The organism is Pseudomonas sp. TCU-HL1 (genome assembly GCF_001708505.1).
Classification (GTDB): domain Bacteria; phylum Pseudomonadota; class Gammaproteobacteria; order Pseudomonadales; family Pseudomonadaceae; genus Metapseudomonas.
Window position 1 is genome coordinate 1,768,770 of record NZ_CP015992.1, and the last position, 13,786, is coordinate 1,782,555.

Consider the following 13,786-nt stretch of genomic DNA (forward strand, 5'->3'; position numbering starts at 1 on the left):
ACGGCACAGTTTTTCCGTCCCGCTGTGCCTGTCTGAGGCCGGGAATGTCCACCTAGACTGGCGCTCCTTTTCCTCCGGAGGTCATCCATGGCGCAGCAAGGTCGACTGGTGGCGGTGGCCTGCCTGGTGCTCGCCATGGCGCTGTGGGGCAGTTCCTTCATCGCCCTCAAGCTGGCCTTCCAGGAGGTCGCGCCGCATTGGGTGATCTTTGCCCGTATGGCCCTCGGAAGCGTGATTTTCCTGCTGGCCTGGCGCTGGCGGGGTGCCCTCGATTACCGCCCCGGCGACTGGAAGTACCTGCTCGGCCTCGCCGCCTGCGAGCCCTGCCTCTACTTCATCTTCGAAGCCCTGGCGCTGCAGCGCACCAGCGCCTCCCAGGCCGGCATGATCACCGCGCTTCTGCCACTACTGGTGGCCGTGGGTGCCTACGCTCTGCTGCACGAACGGATTACCCGCAGCACCATGGCGGGCTTCCTGCTGGCGGTCGTCGGCGCGGTCTGGTTGAGCCTGGCCGGCGAATCAGACGGCCATGCGCCGCAACCGCTGCTGGGCAACTTCTACGAATTCCTCGCCATGCTCTGCGCCACCGGCTACACCCTGCTGCTCAAGCACCTGTCTTCGCGTTATTCAGCCTTCTTCCTCACGGCCATGCAGGCCTTCATCGGCAGCCTGTTCTTCCTGCCGCTGGCCTGGGTGACCTCGCCCCTGCCGGAGTCCGTCAGCTCGCTGGGCATCGGCGCGATGATCTACCTCGGCACCGTCGTCACCGTGGGCGCCTATGGCCTCTACAACTTCGGTGTGTCGCGCCTGCCTGCCAGCCAGGCCACCGGATTCATCAACTTGATTCCGGTGTTCACCCTGGCCTTCGCCTGGGTGTTTCTCGGTGAGCGACTGAACGGCGAACAACTGCTGGCCGCCGGGCTGGTATTTGTCGGGGTGGCGCTGAGCCAGTGGCGCAGCACGGTGCCGGCGCCGGCCGGCGTCCTGGACTGAGCTGGAACCCCCGGCCGGCCGACGACGTCCGCGCGCACCTCGATGGCATTGCCGAGGGCTCAGTGGGCGCGAGGCCGGCCCTCAGGGCGCCAGCCAGGTCAGCACGACATCCAGCATGCGGTTGGCGAAGGCCCATTCGTTGTCGTACCAGGCCAGCACCTTCACCAGATCCCCCTGTACGCGCGTGTGATTGAGGTCGACCACGCAGGAAATCGGGTGACCGTTGAAGTCGCTGGACACCAGCGGCAGGGCGTTGCACTCCATCACCCCTGGCAGCAGATCGGGGGCGCCGGCCTCCAGCGCCGCGTTGATCGCCTCGCGGCTGGTCGGGCGTTCGGCAATGAACGACAGGTCCAGCAGCGAAACATTGGGTGTCGGCACCCGCACCGCCAGCCCGTCCAGGCGGCCGGCCAGTTCCGGCAGGACCAGGCCGATGGCCTTGGCCGCGCCGGTACTGGTGGGGATCATCGAGACGGCAGCCGCCCGCGCCCGGTAGAGATCGCCGTGGCTCTTGTCCAGCAGGTTCTGGTCATTGGTGTAGGCATGCACTGTGGTCACCAGGCCGCTGCGGATGCCCACCTCGCGGTGCAGCAGCATGGCCAGCGGTGCCAGGCAGTTGGTGGTGCAGGACGCGTTGGAGACGATCTGCTGGCTGCCCAGTTGCTCGTGGTTGACCCCGTAGACCACCGTCAGGTCGGCGCTGTCCAGCGGGTGGGACAGCAGTACGCGCGGCGCGCCAGCGGTGAGGTGCTGTTCCACCTGCGCGCGTTTCTTCATCTTCCCCGAGCATTCCAGCACCAGGTCCACGCCCAGTTGATCCCAGGGCAGGTTGACCGGGTCACGCTCGCGCAGCAGGTGGATGGCCTGGCCGTTCACCTGCAGGCGATCGTCGTGCAGGTGAACGTGGCCGGGGAAGCGGCCGAAGGTGGAATCGAAACGGGTGAGGTGGGCCAGCGATTCGAAATCGCCGAGGTCATTGATGGCTTCGATGCGCAGGCGCTGATCGAGACCCCGCTCGAACAACGCACGAACCAGAGCGCGACCGATGCGCCCATATCCATTCAGGGCGATACGCAGCATGGTGTTCTCCTTTCTCTGTTCCTTCACTCAGCGTAGCGATGAAGGAGAGGAAGGGCCTCTGCTGCGCAGTATTAGTCGTCGCGGGCGCCACCAAAGGAGGCGCAGCCGCGCTGGGGCTTGCCGTCCAGGCGCAATTCGGCGGTCAGGTGCTGGACGGTGCCACTCATGCTGTCGACGCAGCGCTGGGGCGCCACCCACAACTCCAGCCGCTGGTCATTGGCTTCGCTGGACAGGTTGAAGCGACCGTCAGGCAGCTGTTCTTCCATGTAGGGCAGGGCGAGGGAGGGTTGACCGGGTCGGTCGAGAATCAGGCCCTTGCCGCTGACACTGACGCTCCAGTCCGGTTCATGGCCGCCGGCGCGCAGCAGCAGGCGCTTGAAATTGAGGTCCTGGCAGCCGTGGCCCTCGCGTTGCAGGCGGTAGAGGGTATGCAGGTTCAGCTGGCCGTCGGCGCCCGGCATTTTCGTTGCGCCCATGCTCGCGCGGATGTCGGCGAACAGGGTGCCGGGGCCGTCCACCGAGAGGTTGGCCGCTTCGGGGAGCAGGCCGGTGGCGCCGCTGTCCACCAGGGTGAAACGGCGTTTTTCGCCACAAGGGCTGAACATCACCTGGCCTGCGTCTACGCTCAGCTCACCCTGCAGGCGCACCAGGTTGGCGGCAGGGGCGGGGGCTTTCTCGGCGAACATCTGGCAGGCGCCGAAGAGGGGCAAGAGGCTGAACAGCAAGGGGCGGGCGAGGCGCATCAGGGGTCTCCTTCAGGGAGCGGCCACGTTACCGGTGCAGGCAGCCCAGCTCAAGCGCGGAAGGTGCGGATGATCCAGTACAAGCGTGTCTACGAACCCACGGATGTTGACGAGGGCCATCGGGTGCTGGTGGATCGGCTATGGCCACGGGGCTGTCGCAAGGATGCCCTCGGGCGGGCGGCCTGGCTGCGTGAGGTGGCGCCGTCCGATGGCCTGCGCAAACAGTTCTGCCACGACCCAGCACTGTTCAACGAGTTCCGCCTGCTCTACCGCGCCGAGCTGGCGGCTCACCCGGAGCATTGGCAAGGGTTGCTGGAGATGGCCCGCAAGGGCAACCTGACGCTGCTCTACGCCGCCAGGGACGAGGTGCATAACAATGCCGTCGTGCTGGCGGAGTTCCTCGAAGAGGAACTGGAGCGCAACGACCCGCCCAGCTCGCCGGTGTGTTACGCCGGCGAGCTGTAGCCGCTGATTACCACACGCGATAGGTCTGCCCGGTCTGCGCGCCTTCCGCGCTCTTGGCGTAGGCCAGCGCCGCCTCGGCCGCCGGCACCGCCTTGTAGCCACGGAAGAAGGGCGCATAGCCCGGCAGCGCTTCTTCAATCACCGTCGGGCTGACGCTGTTGATACGCATGCCGCGCGGCAGTTCCAGGGCAGCGCTGCGCACGAAGGCATCGATGGCGCCGTTGACCAGGCTGGCCGAGGCGCCATAGCGGATCGGGTCGTCGCTCAGCACCCCCGAGGTCAGGGTGAAGGACGCGCCGTCGTTGGCGAACTCGCGGCCGATCAGCACCAGGTTGACCTGGCCCATCAGCTTGTCCTTGAGGCCGATGGCGAACTCGGCTTCGCCCATTTCCGCCAGCGCGCCGAAATGGACCTTGCCCACCGCGCTGATCAGCGCGTCAAAGGGGCCGGCTTCCTCGAACATGCGGCGGATCGACGCCGAATCGGTGATGTTCACCCGCAGCGTGCCGCTGCTGTGGCCGACACGAATAATTTCATGGCGCTCCTTCAGTTCGTTGTCGATGGCTCTGCCGATGGTGCCGCTGGCACCGACGAGGATGATTTTCATGGGATGGCTCCAGGGTTGTCCGATTGCTTCCCGATAAGTGTAGAGTGCCGTCTGTGGTTAATAATCCATGCAATTGGAAAACTTTGGTTTTTATTTGGAAACAATGAGACGGCATAGCCCATGAGCGAACTGGACGATCTGGCAGCCTTCGCGGTGTTGATGGAGGCTGGCAGCTTCACCGCCGCAGCGGAACGGCTGGGCTGCAGCAAGGGCCAACTCTCCAAGCGTATCCGTCTATTGGAGCAGGAACTGGGCGCTTCGCTGCTGCACCGCACGACTCGCCGCCTGGACCTGACCGCTGCTGGCGCGGCGCTGTTGCCGGAAGCCCAGGCATTGGCCGCCCAGGCCGAGCGGGCGCGGCAGTCGGTAAGGCGATTGCAGGAGGAATTGGCTGGTTGCGCGCGGTTGACGGTGCCGGTGTCCCTGGGGGAGACCTTCTTCGATGCGTTGTTGCTGGACTTCACCCGGCAGTACCCGCAGATCCGCATCGAGCTGGACCTGCACAACGGCTACCGCGACCTGGTGGCTGAAGGCTTCGACCTGGCCATTCGTTCCGGCATGGACGTGGATGAGCGCCTGGTGGCCCGGCCCCTGTTCTCCCTGCAGGAAATCACCTGCGCCACCCCGGCCTACCTCGCGGCCCACGGCGAGCCCCGGCAGCCGTCGGACCTCGCCCTGCACCAGTGCCTGCTGAACACCCACTACAGTGGCTTCGAGGAGTGGCTCTACCACCGCCAGCACCGGCTGGAGCGGGTCAAGGTGGCGGGGGCGCTGGCCAGCAACCACTACAGCCTGTTGAAAAAGGCTGCCCTGTCCGGTGCCGGCATTGCGCGGCTGCCGTCCTACATGATCTACGACGAACTGGCTGCCGGCCGCCTGGTGTGGCTGCTGCGCGACTACCAGACGCGCCAGACTCCAGTGTTCCTGGTGCACCCCTCGCAAGGGGGATTGCCCCGGCGTACCCAGGTGCTGGCGGACTATCTACTGGCCTGGTTCGAACGCAGCCGGCAGATGCTGGACAAGGCAGGGGAATAGGGCGCGAGCTTTGCTTTTCCGGTGGGGGCGAATTCATTCGCCAAGGGCAGCGCAGCTGCCCCGTAGGTTGGCGCTGAGGAACGAAGCCCAACATGACGCGCGAAGCGCTTCCCGATCGTTGGGCTTCGCCGAGCTCAGCCACAACCTACGAACTACAGGTGATGGAGGCCGCCCCCTCGCCTGGAAACCCAAGGGCAGCCCTTCGGCCTGCTTGGCGAATGAATTCGCCCCTGCAAGGGTGTTCCCCAAAAATCAGGTGCGTGGTGCGCCCAGCCTCAGGCTGAACTCCGCCACCGCCTCTTCATCCGCCGCAACCCGCTCCGGCAGGAACTCGCGGAGGAACTCCACCCAGGTGCGGATCTTCGCATCGAGGAACTGGCGCGACGGGTAGAGCGCGTAGATACCCAGTGGAAAGAGGCTGTGATTGGGCAGTACGCGCACCAGGCTGCCGTCCTTCAGGCCGCTGATGGCCGAGTAGACCGGCAGCACCCCCACGCCTATCCCGGCCTTGATGGCTTCGGTCATGGCGTCGGCGGTGTTCACCTGGAAGGGCGTCTGGTTGACGCTGACCATCTCCTGGCCGTCCGGGCCTTCGAACAGCCATTTGTCCAGGGACATCACATTGTTCACCAGGCGCAGGCAGCGGTGCTTCGAAAGCTCCGAGGGCAGGCGCGCCGCGCCGTTCTTCTCGATGTAGCCGGGGGATGCGCAGAGCACGCTGTAGGTGGTGCCCAACTGCTTGGAGATGAACCCTGAATCCGGCAGCTCCTGGGCGATCACCACCGAGATGTCGTAGCCCTCGTCGAGGATGTCGGTGGTGCGGTTGGCCAGGGTCAGGTCGAAGCTCACGTCCGGGTACTTCTCGCTGTACTGGGCGATGGCCTTGATCAGGTAGTGCTGGCCGATGCCGGTCATGGCGTGGACTTTCAGGTTGCCCACCGGGCGCGCGTGGGCTTCGCTGGCCTCGGCTTCGGCCTCCTCGATGTAGCCGAGGATCTGCTCGCAGCGCAGCAGATAGCGCTGGCCGGCTTCGGTCAGGGCAATGCGGCGGGTGGTGCGATGCAGCAGGCGGGTACGCAGGTGGGTTTCGAGCGTGGCCACCGCGCGGGAAATGTACGAGGTGGTGAGGTCCATGCGCTGGGCGGCGGCGGTGAAACTGCCGGTCTCCGCCACGCAGACGAACGCGCGCATGTTGAAGAGGATGTCCATGTAGGGTCCTGGCCCGGGAGGGGACGCAAATTTTGTCACGAACTATGTCGGTGGATTATGGCTGATTCAGTACACAATCCTTCATCTATCCGTCGTCTTATCGCATTTGAATCCCGGCCCTAGAATCGCCGCCGATCCAGGCCCCATGCCTGGCTACCCAGCATTCAGGATATGCCGCAGTGCACCGCAATCCTTGGCCCGGCGTCGCCCGGGCCAGTCTGTTCGCCGTCGTTTCGCTCCTCTCCGCCTGTATCGATAGTCAGGGCATAGCGCCCCGGGCCGAACGCCTGGATGCCACCCAACTGGACCCCGGCCCGGCCATTCGCCGCGCCGAGCGTGACGCCGCCTGGCCCGATGCCCAGTGGTGGCGTGCCTATGGCGACCCGCAGCTGGATACCTGGATGCATCAGGCGCTGGTCAACAGCCCCAGCCTGGCCATGGCCGCAGCCCGCGTACGCCAGGCGCGAGCCCTGGCCGGGGTGGTCGAGTCCGCCGAGCAGCCGCAGGTCAGCCTCGATGCCAACCTGCAGCGCAAGCGCTGGCCGGATGATTACTTCTACGGCCCCGGCGAACTCGCTCGCACCACGAGCTGGAACAACACCAGCCTGCTGGGCTTTTCCTACGACCTCGACCTCTGGGGGCGCGAGCGCAGCCGCAGCCACCAGGCCCTCGACCAGGCCCAGGTCGCCGTGACCGAAGCGCGCATGGCCGCGCTCGAGCTGCAAGGCAACCTGGTGCGCAGTTACATCCGCCTGGCGCTGCTGCATGCGGAGAAGGACATCGCCCAGTCCAGCCTTGCACAGCAGGAACAAATCCTTGCCCTGGCGCAGCAGCGCCTGCGTGATGGCATCGGGACCCGGCTGGACGTCAGCCGCGCCGAAGCCCCCTTGCCGGAAAGCCATCGACAGATCGATGCCTTGAACGAATCCATCGCCTTGAGCCGTAACCAGCTGGCGGCCCTGGCCGGCAAGGGGCCGGGGGAGGGCGAGCGGCTGCAGCGGCCAACCCTGGACCTGCAGCACCTGCCGGGATTGCCGGCGCAATTGCCGTTGGAGCTGCTTGGCCGCCGACCGGACCTGGTCGCCAGGCGCTGGCAGGTAGCGGCTCAGGCGCGCGGTATCGAAGCCGCCAAGGCCGGCTTCTACCCCAACGTCAACCTGCTGGGGGGCATTGGCTCCAACGCTACCCAGGGCGGCGTATTGGATTTCCTCCGTTACGACACGCTCACCTACGGCCTGGGTCCGGCCCTCAGCCTGCCGGTGTTCGACGGCGGCCTGCGCCGTGGCGAACTGGGCGCCGCTGCTGCCGGGTACGACGTTGCGGTGGAGCAGTACAACCAGGCGCTGATCGGCGCTTTGCAGCAGGTGGCCGATGCCCTGGTACGCATCCAGTCGCTTCGCCAGCAGCAGGACCTGGCCGCCGAAGCGGTGGCCGCCGCGCAGAAGACCTGCGACCTCGCGCTGCTGGCCCAGCAGCGCGGCCTCACCGGCTTCGATGCGGTGCTGGACACCCAACCGGCCCTGTTCCAGCGCCAACGCCAGCAACAGCAGGTGCGTGCGGCGCTGCTCGGTGCCCAGGCCGACCTGCTGCTGGCCCTGGGCGGCGGCGTGCTGCCCGTGCCTGCCGGTCCTAGCGATGCCGGCCTGGCACCGCAGGAACTGCGCCTGCGCTTTCTCCCCAAGCCCTGAGGAATCCCCATGGTGCAAACCTTCAACCGCGCGCTGGCCGAGTGGGCGCGCAGTGACGGCCTGACCTGGGCCTTCATCTTCAAGGCGCTGCTCACCGCCTTCCTCGCCCTCTGGCTGGCCTACCGCCTGGAGCTGCCGCAGCCGGGTACGGTGCTGGTGACCGTGTTCATTGTCATGCAGCCGCAAAGCGGCCAGGTCCTGGCCAAGAGCTTCTACCGCATCATCGGCACCCTGCTGGGGCTGACCGTGATGGTGGCCTTGATCGCCCTGTTCAATCAGGAACGGGTGCTGTTCATGCTCTGCCTGGCCATCTGGATCGGCCTCTGTACCGCCGGTGCTACGCGCTATCGCGACTTTCGCGGCTACGCCTGCGTGCTGGCCGGCTATACGGCGGTGATGATCGGCCTGCCGGCCACCACCCACCCGGACGACGCTTTCATGCTCGCGCTCTGGCGGGTGCTGGAGATCAGCCTGGGCATCCTCTGCACCGGTCTGGTCAACGGCCTGATCCTGCCGCAAACCACCCGCCGCGACCTGCGCAACACCCTGCACACGCGCTTCCGCGATTTCGCCGCCTTCGCCTGCGAGGGCCTGGCCGGCGGCCTGGATACCTCGCGCTTCGATGCCAGCAATGCGCGCTTCGCGGCCGCCGCAGTGAGCCTGGAAAACATGCGCAGCGCCACCGCCTTCGAAGACCCGCATATGCGCATGCGCAGCGGGCGCCTGGCGCGGTTGAACAACGAGTTCATGGTGCTTTCCACCCGCTTCCATGGCTTGCACCAGTTGCTCCGCCGCCTGGCGGTAGGAGCGAGCTCTGCTCGCGAAGGCTCGGAGCCGGAAGCGTTCGCCAGCAGAGCTGGCTCCTACGGGGGCATAGTGCTGGAGGCTTTAAAGCCGTGCCTCGCGGAAGTGTCACGACTGCTGGCGCCACTGCGCGACCGTCTCAGCAGCGAGGCGGACGCGGCACAACTGGCGTTGCGCCTGGAGGCCTGCAAGCAGGAATTGATGCAGCTGATTCGCTCTGGCCGCGCACAACTGGCCATGCAGCAGCCCAGCGAAGCGCAGACCCTGGATTACGACACCGCCGCCGAACTGCTCTATCGCTTCGCCGATGACCTGCACAACTATGCACAAACCCACGCCTCACTGCTGGACGACCACCATGCCCGCGAACAGTGGAAGGAGAGCTTCCGGCCCCGCGCGAATGCCGTTGCCGCTGCCGTGGCGGGCCTGCGCAGCAGCCTGCTGATCCTGCTGCTGAGCGTGTTCTGGATGGCCACCGCCTGGCCCAGTGGCGGCACCTTCGCCATGACCATCGGCATGGTGTCGGCCCTGGCATCCTCCTCGTCGAATCCCCGGCGGCTGTCATTGCAGCTCACGCTGGGCGCTGCCTCGGGCGCTTTGCTCGGCATGCTCATGACCTTCCGGGTATTGCCGGAACTGGACAGCTTTGCGCTGCTCTGCTGCGCCCTGGCGCCGGTGGTCGCGCTGGGTGCCTACCTATTGGCACGGCCGCAACTGGCGGGTGCCGGGCTGGGCCTGCTGGTGTGGTTCGCGATGACCTCCATGCCGGCCAACCAGACCCTGTTCGACCCGCACTGGGTGCTGAACGAATACCTCGCTTCCGTCCTCTCCATGGCGCTGGCCACTGCCGCTGCCGCCGTGCTTCTGCCCCCCAACCGCCCCTGGCTGTGGCGACGGCTGGAGCGCGACCTGCGCATGTGCGTGGTGCGCGCCGTGAGCGGCCGGATGAAGGGCCTGGTGTCCGGCTTCGAAAGCGGTACCCGCGACCTGCTGAACCAGGCCTACCTGTACTCCGCCAGGCGACCGGACGTGCAGCGCCAACTGCTGCGCTGGATGTTCCTGGTGCAGGAGATCGGCCACGCGGTGATCGAACTGCGCCTGGAGCAGGCACGCCTGCCGGCGCTGTCCTGCTATGCCGAGTCCATGCCCTGGCGCAATGCCATCCGCGCCATGGGACGAGCCCTGGTGCGGCTGTTCATCCAGCCGTCGGAAGCCAACCGCCAACGCGCGCTGGTTGCCGTGGAGCAGGCCATCGACAGCGTGCGCAACACTGCAGAGCCCTGTGCGCCGCAGTTCGAAACCTCGCCACTGCGCCGCTTGCAGAGCTACCTGCACTTCATCCGCACCTCGTTGCTGGACCCGCAGAACCCGCTGGCTGGCGATGAGGCGCCCGCCCACCTGCAAGGAGTTGCCCATGCCGCGTGAGATCGCCCTGCACGGCGTCTACATGCCGAGCCTGACCCTGCTGTTCCTGGTGGCCTTCCTGCTGGGCTGGGCGCTGGACCGTCTGTTCGCCTGGTGTGGTCTGTACCGCCACGCCTGGCACCCGGCGCTGCTGCGGGTCGGCCTGTTCACCTGCTTGTATGGCGCCCTGGCGCTGACCATTTACCGTTGAGGCTCCCATGTCCCTGAAACGAATCATCAGTGTCGGCGCGACCCTGCTTATCCTCGCGCTGGCGGTCGTGCTGGTGCGCACCCTCTGGCAGCACTACATGGACTCGCCCTGGACCCGCGATGGCCGTGTGCGCGCCGACGTGATCAACATCGCCCCGGATGTGGCGGGGCTGGTGGTGGACGTACCGGCGCGCGACAACCAGCAGGTCAAGGCCGGTGACCTGCTGCTGCGCATCGACCCGTCCCACTACGAAGTGGCGGTGAAGCAGGCTGAAGCCCTGGTGGCTGCGCGTAAGGCCGCGCTGGATATGCGCAAGGTCAACGCCGACCGCCGCGCCGACATGGACGACCTGGTGGTTTCCCGCGAGAGCCGCGAAGACGCGGGTCACCTGGCCGCGGCCGCCCTGGCCGAGTACCAGGCCGCCGTTGCCGCGCTGGATGCCGCCAAGCTCAACCTGGCCCGTACCGAAGTGCGTGCACCGGTGGCCGGACACATCACCAACCTCAACGTCTACAAGGGCGATTACGCGGAGCGCGGCGAAGCCAGCATGGCGCTGGTGGATGACCAGTCCTTCTACGTCAACGGCTACTTCGAAGAGACGCGTCTGCCGCACATCCGGGTGGGCGACCGCGCCGAGCTGCGACTGATGAGTGGCGAGCGCATCCTCGGCCATGTGGACAGCATTGCTCGCGGCATCTACGACCGCGACAACCCGGAAAGCCGCGAACTGATCGCCGATGTGAATCCCACCTTCAACTGGGTGCGGCTGGCCCAGCGGGTGCCGGTGCGTATCCACCTGGACGAGGTGCCGGAGGGCGTGCTGCTGGCCGCCGGCATGACCTGCACCGTAGTGGTCGGCGAGCAGGGCACGGAGCCGGAAACCTCGGGTTTTCTCAATGGATTGTTGTTTGCCCAGTAAATAGTCCTTGTTGCAACTGGCGCTGTTTCGAAAGTTTTCCGGCCAATAAAATTATCCCGCCTCCCACGACGAGGCGCTTGCTGCCGTAAACATCACCGAAAGGTGTTGCGCTGTACCTTCGACCAGTTCGTGGAGAGCTGGTCGAAGTTTCAACTTCAAAGCACTCGGGAACTATCCAATGAAAGCTCTTGCCTTGCTGGCGCTTGCCGGCATGTCTGCCTTCGCCCTGGCTGAAGAGCAGGCGGAACCTGCTGTCGCCGGTAAGCTCGTTATCGAGCAGTATCACTACGGAATGGAACTGGATATCGCCAGGGTTATTTCCCGCAGTGAAATACCCGATGTCTGTGGCGTGGTTCCGGCGTATATGACGTACGAAGATCACCAGGGCAACATTCATCGCCTGGAATATGTTGTTTTTGGCCAGGGTTGCAGTAACGGCTGATTGATAATTTAAGGTTGTTTCGATGGAATGCCTGGCTGTTGAAAGTCGGGCATTTTCGTTTCTGGATGATGGCGTTATCGCGGAGATGTTCAGGTGGCAAATCCCTGTGGGGGCGAATTCATTTGAACTTGGGAAACCACGTCCTGAGGACGCGGTCATGAGTCACCGGCTCTGCCTGTGACGATTCGAATGCCCGGGCTAGCAGGATGAAGCCGATCCGGTAGGGTGCGCTGTGCGCACCGGCGGTTTGACGTGGTGCCGACGCCGATCCCGGAATCGGTGCGCGTAGCGCACCCTACGGTCCAGACCTGGCGAAAGGGGGCGGCCTTGTGCACGGGGGAGAATTCGCCCCCACAGAAAAGCGAACTCCCTCACCCCTTCTGCGCCTTCAGGAACAGGCTGAACAGCTCCGACTGGGACTTGATCCCGAGCTTGCTGTACATGTGCTTGCGGTGGACTTTCACCGTCTCCGCGGAAATATCCAGCTTGCGCGCGATCTCCTTGCTGGAGCAGCCGCTCAGCATCAGGCGGCCGACTTCCAGTTCGCGGGCGGTGAGGGCGGTTTCCACCTTCTGCCCGGCTGATTCCAACTGATCCTCCCAGGCCGGCGCCGGGGGCGGCGGGCTGGCCATGAGTTCTTTTTCGAAGGTCAGGCGCTGGCGCATCAACCCGGCGACCCAGGGCTGGATCAGGCCGAGCAGGGCGAGTTGCTCCGGCGTGAACGGCTGGCGCGAACCGAGGGACAGGCAGAGGGTGCGATCCAGCGCCAGCGGTATGTTGAGCTGCACTTCGTCGGCCACCACATTGAGGCGGAAGTAGCGCTGGTAGTAGTCGGTCTGTTCGAAGCATTCGGGGGCCACGTCAGCCAGGCGGAACAGTCCGCCGGCGTTGTGCTCGCGGCTGGCGATGTAGAACGGGTCGAGCTGGTAGAGCCCGTGCAGGTAGTCCTGGAACAGCGGGTCGGGCCCACCATCAGCGCCGGGGCACTCGGCGAAGACCTGCGGGCGGCCATCGCTGAAGAGCAGGGCGACCCAGCTGTCGAAGGGCACATACTGTTCCAGCAGGCGCACCAGGGCGAGCCAGAAACCGGGGCGGTCGAGCTGTTCGACCAGCCGCCCGATGGCCTGGTGCCAGGCGATGTCCTGCAAGGTTGGATTCATGTTTCTACCCCCGATGGGTTACCACGCCCGCGTAATTACTCCAGGCCCCGGCACATTCCATACTCCGGACATGCCAGGGCGGGTGCCGAGCATTGTGACGCTTGCCCGCCCGCTGACAAGAACCAGGAGCACCCATGAAGGTCGAACTCGTCCAACTCGCCGGCCGTGACGGCGACACTGCCTACAACCTCGAACGCACCCTTCGGGCCATTGCCGCCTGTGCACCGGATACGGACCTTGTGGTTTTCCCGGAAACCCAGCTGATGGGCTTTCCCACCGAAGAGAACGTCGCCGCCGTTGCCGAGCCGCTGGACGGCCCCAGCGTGCAGGCCGTGCAGCGCGCCGCACGTGAGCGCAACGTGGCGGTGGTGGTCGGTGTAGCCGAGAACGACGCCGGCACCTTCTACAACACCACGCTGCTGATCACCCCCGAAGGCATTGCACTGCGCTACCGCAAGACCCACCTCTGGGCTTCGGATCGCGGCATTTTCACCCCCGGGGACCGCTACGCCACGGCGCTGTGGAAAGGTGTCCGCGTCGGCATCCTGATCTGCTTCGATATCGAGTTCCCCGAGAGCGCCCGAGCCCTCGGCCAACTGGGCGCCGAACTGATCCTGGTGACCAACGGCAACATGGACCCCTATGGCCCCACCCACCGCACCGCGATCATGGCCCGTGCCATGGAAAACCAGGCCTACGCGGTGATGGTGAACCGCGTGGGCGAGGGGGATGGTGGCCTCGTATTCGCTGGCGGCAGCGCGGTGGTCGACCCCTTCGGCCAACTGCTCTGCGAGGCCGGGCGCGAAGAGTGCCGGCAGATCGTCGAGCTGGACATGACCCGCCTCGACGCGGCCCGACGTGACTACCGCTACCTGGACGAGCGCCGCTTGGTGCTGCCGGGCGAGCGCATCGACCACGCCGACGGCCGTCGCGAGTTGCTGATTTCCTGATGTCTGTCCGGCCGCCCCCTACGCAGGGCGGCCGCTTCATGCCGACTTCGGCTCTGCCACAACAACCAACAATTCG

The 13,786-nt window shown here is 65.7% G+C and carries 14 protein-coding genes; 9 read left to right on the forward strand and 5 right to left on the reverse strand.

Features of this window, described 5'->3' with window-relative positions; translation table 11 throughout:
- Positions 1 to 87: 87 nt before the first annotated feature.
- Positions 88 to 993: a DMT family transporter gene (locus THL1_RS08240; protein ID WP_069082809.1), complete on the forward strand. Its 906-nt coding sequence runs from the start codon at positions 88 to 90 to the stop codon at positions 991 to 993.
- Between the two features lie 81 nt (positions 994 to 1,074).
- On the opposite strand, the gene gap is transcribed toward THL1_RS08240, so the two are convergent.
- The gene (gap, locus tag THL1_RS08245) at positions 1,075 to 2,073 is read right to left on the reverse strand and encodes a type I glyceraldehyde-3-phosphate dehydrogenase (protein WP_069082810.1); all 999 of its coding nucleotides are present in this window, start codon (positions 2,071 to 2,073) and stop codon (positions 1,075 to 1,077) included.
- A 71-nt stretch (positions 2,074 to 2,144) separates the two neighbouring features.
- A complete protein-coding gene (locus tag THL1_RS08250; RefSeq protein WP_069082811.1) occupies positions 2,145 to 2,816 on the reverse strand; it encodes a COG3650 family protein in 672 nt (223 codons plus the stop codon).
- Positions 2,817 to 2,885: 69 nt separating this feature from the next.
- On the opposite strand from THL1_RS08250, the gene THL1_RS08255 reads away from it, so the two are divergent.
- Positions 2,886 to 3,281 carry a DUF488 domain-containing protein gene (locus THL1_RS08255; protein WP_069082812.1) on the forward strand — a complete coding sequence of 132 codons (396 nt, stop codon included), beginning with the start codon at positions 2,886 to 2,888 and terminating at the stop codon, positions 3,279 to 3,281.
- 7 nt (positions 3,282 to 3,288) lie between these two features.
- Here THL1_RS08255 and THL1_RS08260 read toward each other — a convergent pair whose 3' ends face one another.
- A complete protein-coding gene (locus THL1_RS08260; RefSeq protein ID WP_069082813.1) occupies positions 3,289 to 3,888 on the reverse strand; it encodes a short chain dehydrogenase in 600 nt (199 codons plus the stop codon).
- Positions 3,889 to 4,008: 120 nt separating this feature from the next.
- On the opposite strand from THL1_RS08260, the gene THL1_RS08265 reads away from it, so the two are divergent.
- Positions 4,009 to 4,923, forward strand: a complete 915-nt coding sequence (locus THL1_RS08265) for a LysR family transcriptional regulator (RefSeq protein ID WP_069082814.1) — start codon at positions 4,009 to 4,011, stop codon at positions 4,921 to 4,923.
- A 252-nt stretch (positions 4,924 to 5,175) separates the two neighbouring features.
- Here the strand turns inward: THL1_RS08265 and THL1_RS08270 are convergent, their stop codons facing one another.
- A complete protein-coding gene (locus THL1_RS08270; protein ID WP_069082815.1) occupies positions 5,176 to 6,132 on the reverse strand; it encodes a LysR family transcriptional regulator in 957 nt (318 codons plus the stop codon).
- A 179-nt stretch (positions 6,133 to 6,311) separates the two neighbouring features.
- Between THL1_RS08270 and THL1_RS08275 the strand changes: the two genes are divergently transcribed.
- The 5 genes from THL1_RS08275 (at position 6,312) to THL1_RS08295 (ending at position 11,600) form a co-directional block, all read left to right on the forward strand.
- Positions 6,312 to 7,820 carry an efflux transporter outer membrane subunit gene (locus THL1_RS08275; RefSeq protein WP_069082816.1) on the forward strand — a complete coding sequence of 503 codons (1,509 nt, stop codon included), beginning with the start codon at positions 6,312 to 6,314 and terminating at the stop codon, positions 7,818 to 7,820.
- Positions 7,821 to 7,829: 9 nt separating this feature from the next.
- Positions 7,830 to 10,049, forward strand: a complete 2,220-nt coding sequence (locus THL1_RS08280) for an FUSC family protein (RefSeq protein ID WP_069082817.1) — start codon at positions 7,830 to 7,832, stop codon at positions 10,047 to 10,049.
- Positions 10,039 to 10,239, forward strand: coding sequence for a DUF1656 domain-containing protein (locus THL1_RS08285; protein WP_069082818.1), 201 nt, complete (start codon positions 10,039 to 10,041; stop codon positions 10,237 to 10,239). The genes THL1_RS08280 and THL1_RS08285 overlap by 11 nt, the downstream gene beginning before the upstream one ends.
- Positions 10,240 to 10,246: 7 nt before the next feature.
- Positions 10,247 to 11,158, forward strand: coding sequence for an HlyD family secretion protein (locus THL1_RS08290; protein WP_069082819.1), 912 nt, complete (start codon positions 10,247 to 10,249; stop codon positions 11,156 to 11,158).
- A gap of 178 nt (positions 11,159 to 11,336) precedes the next feature.
- A complete protein-coding gene (locus THL1_RS08295) occupies positions 11,337 to 11,600 on the forward strand; it encodes a DUF2790 domain-containing protein (RefSeq protein WP_069082820.1) in 264 nt (87 codons plus the stop codon).
- A gap of 371 nt (positions 11,601 to 11,971) precedes the next feature.
- Here THL1_RS08295 and THL1_RS08300 read toward each other — a convergent pair whose 3' ends face one another.
- Positions 11,972 to 12,760 carry a helix-turn-helix transcriptional regulator gene (locus THL1_RS08300; protein WP_069082821.1) on the reverse strand — a complete coding sequence of 263 codons (789 nt, stop codon included), beginning with the start codon at positions 12,758 to 12,760 and terminating at the stop codon, positions 11,972 to 11,974.
- Between the two features lie 134 nt (positions 12,761 to 12,894).
- Between THL1_RS08300 and THL1_RS08305 the strand changes: the two genes are divergently transcribed.
- Positions 12,895 to 13,710 carry a carbon-nitrogen hydrolase family protein gene (locus THL1_RS08305; RefSeq protein WP_069082822.1) on the forward strand — a complete coding sequence of 272 codons (816 nt, stop codon included), beginning with the start codon at positions 12,895 to 12,897 and terminating at the stop codon, positions 13,708 to 13,710.
- The last annotated feature ends 76 nt before the right edge of the window (positions 13,711 to 13,786 follow it).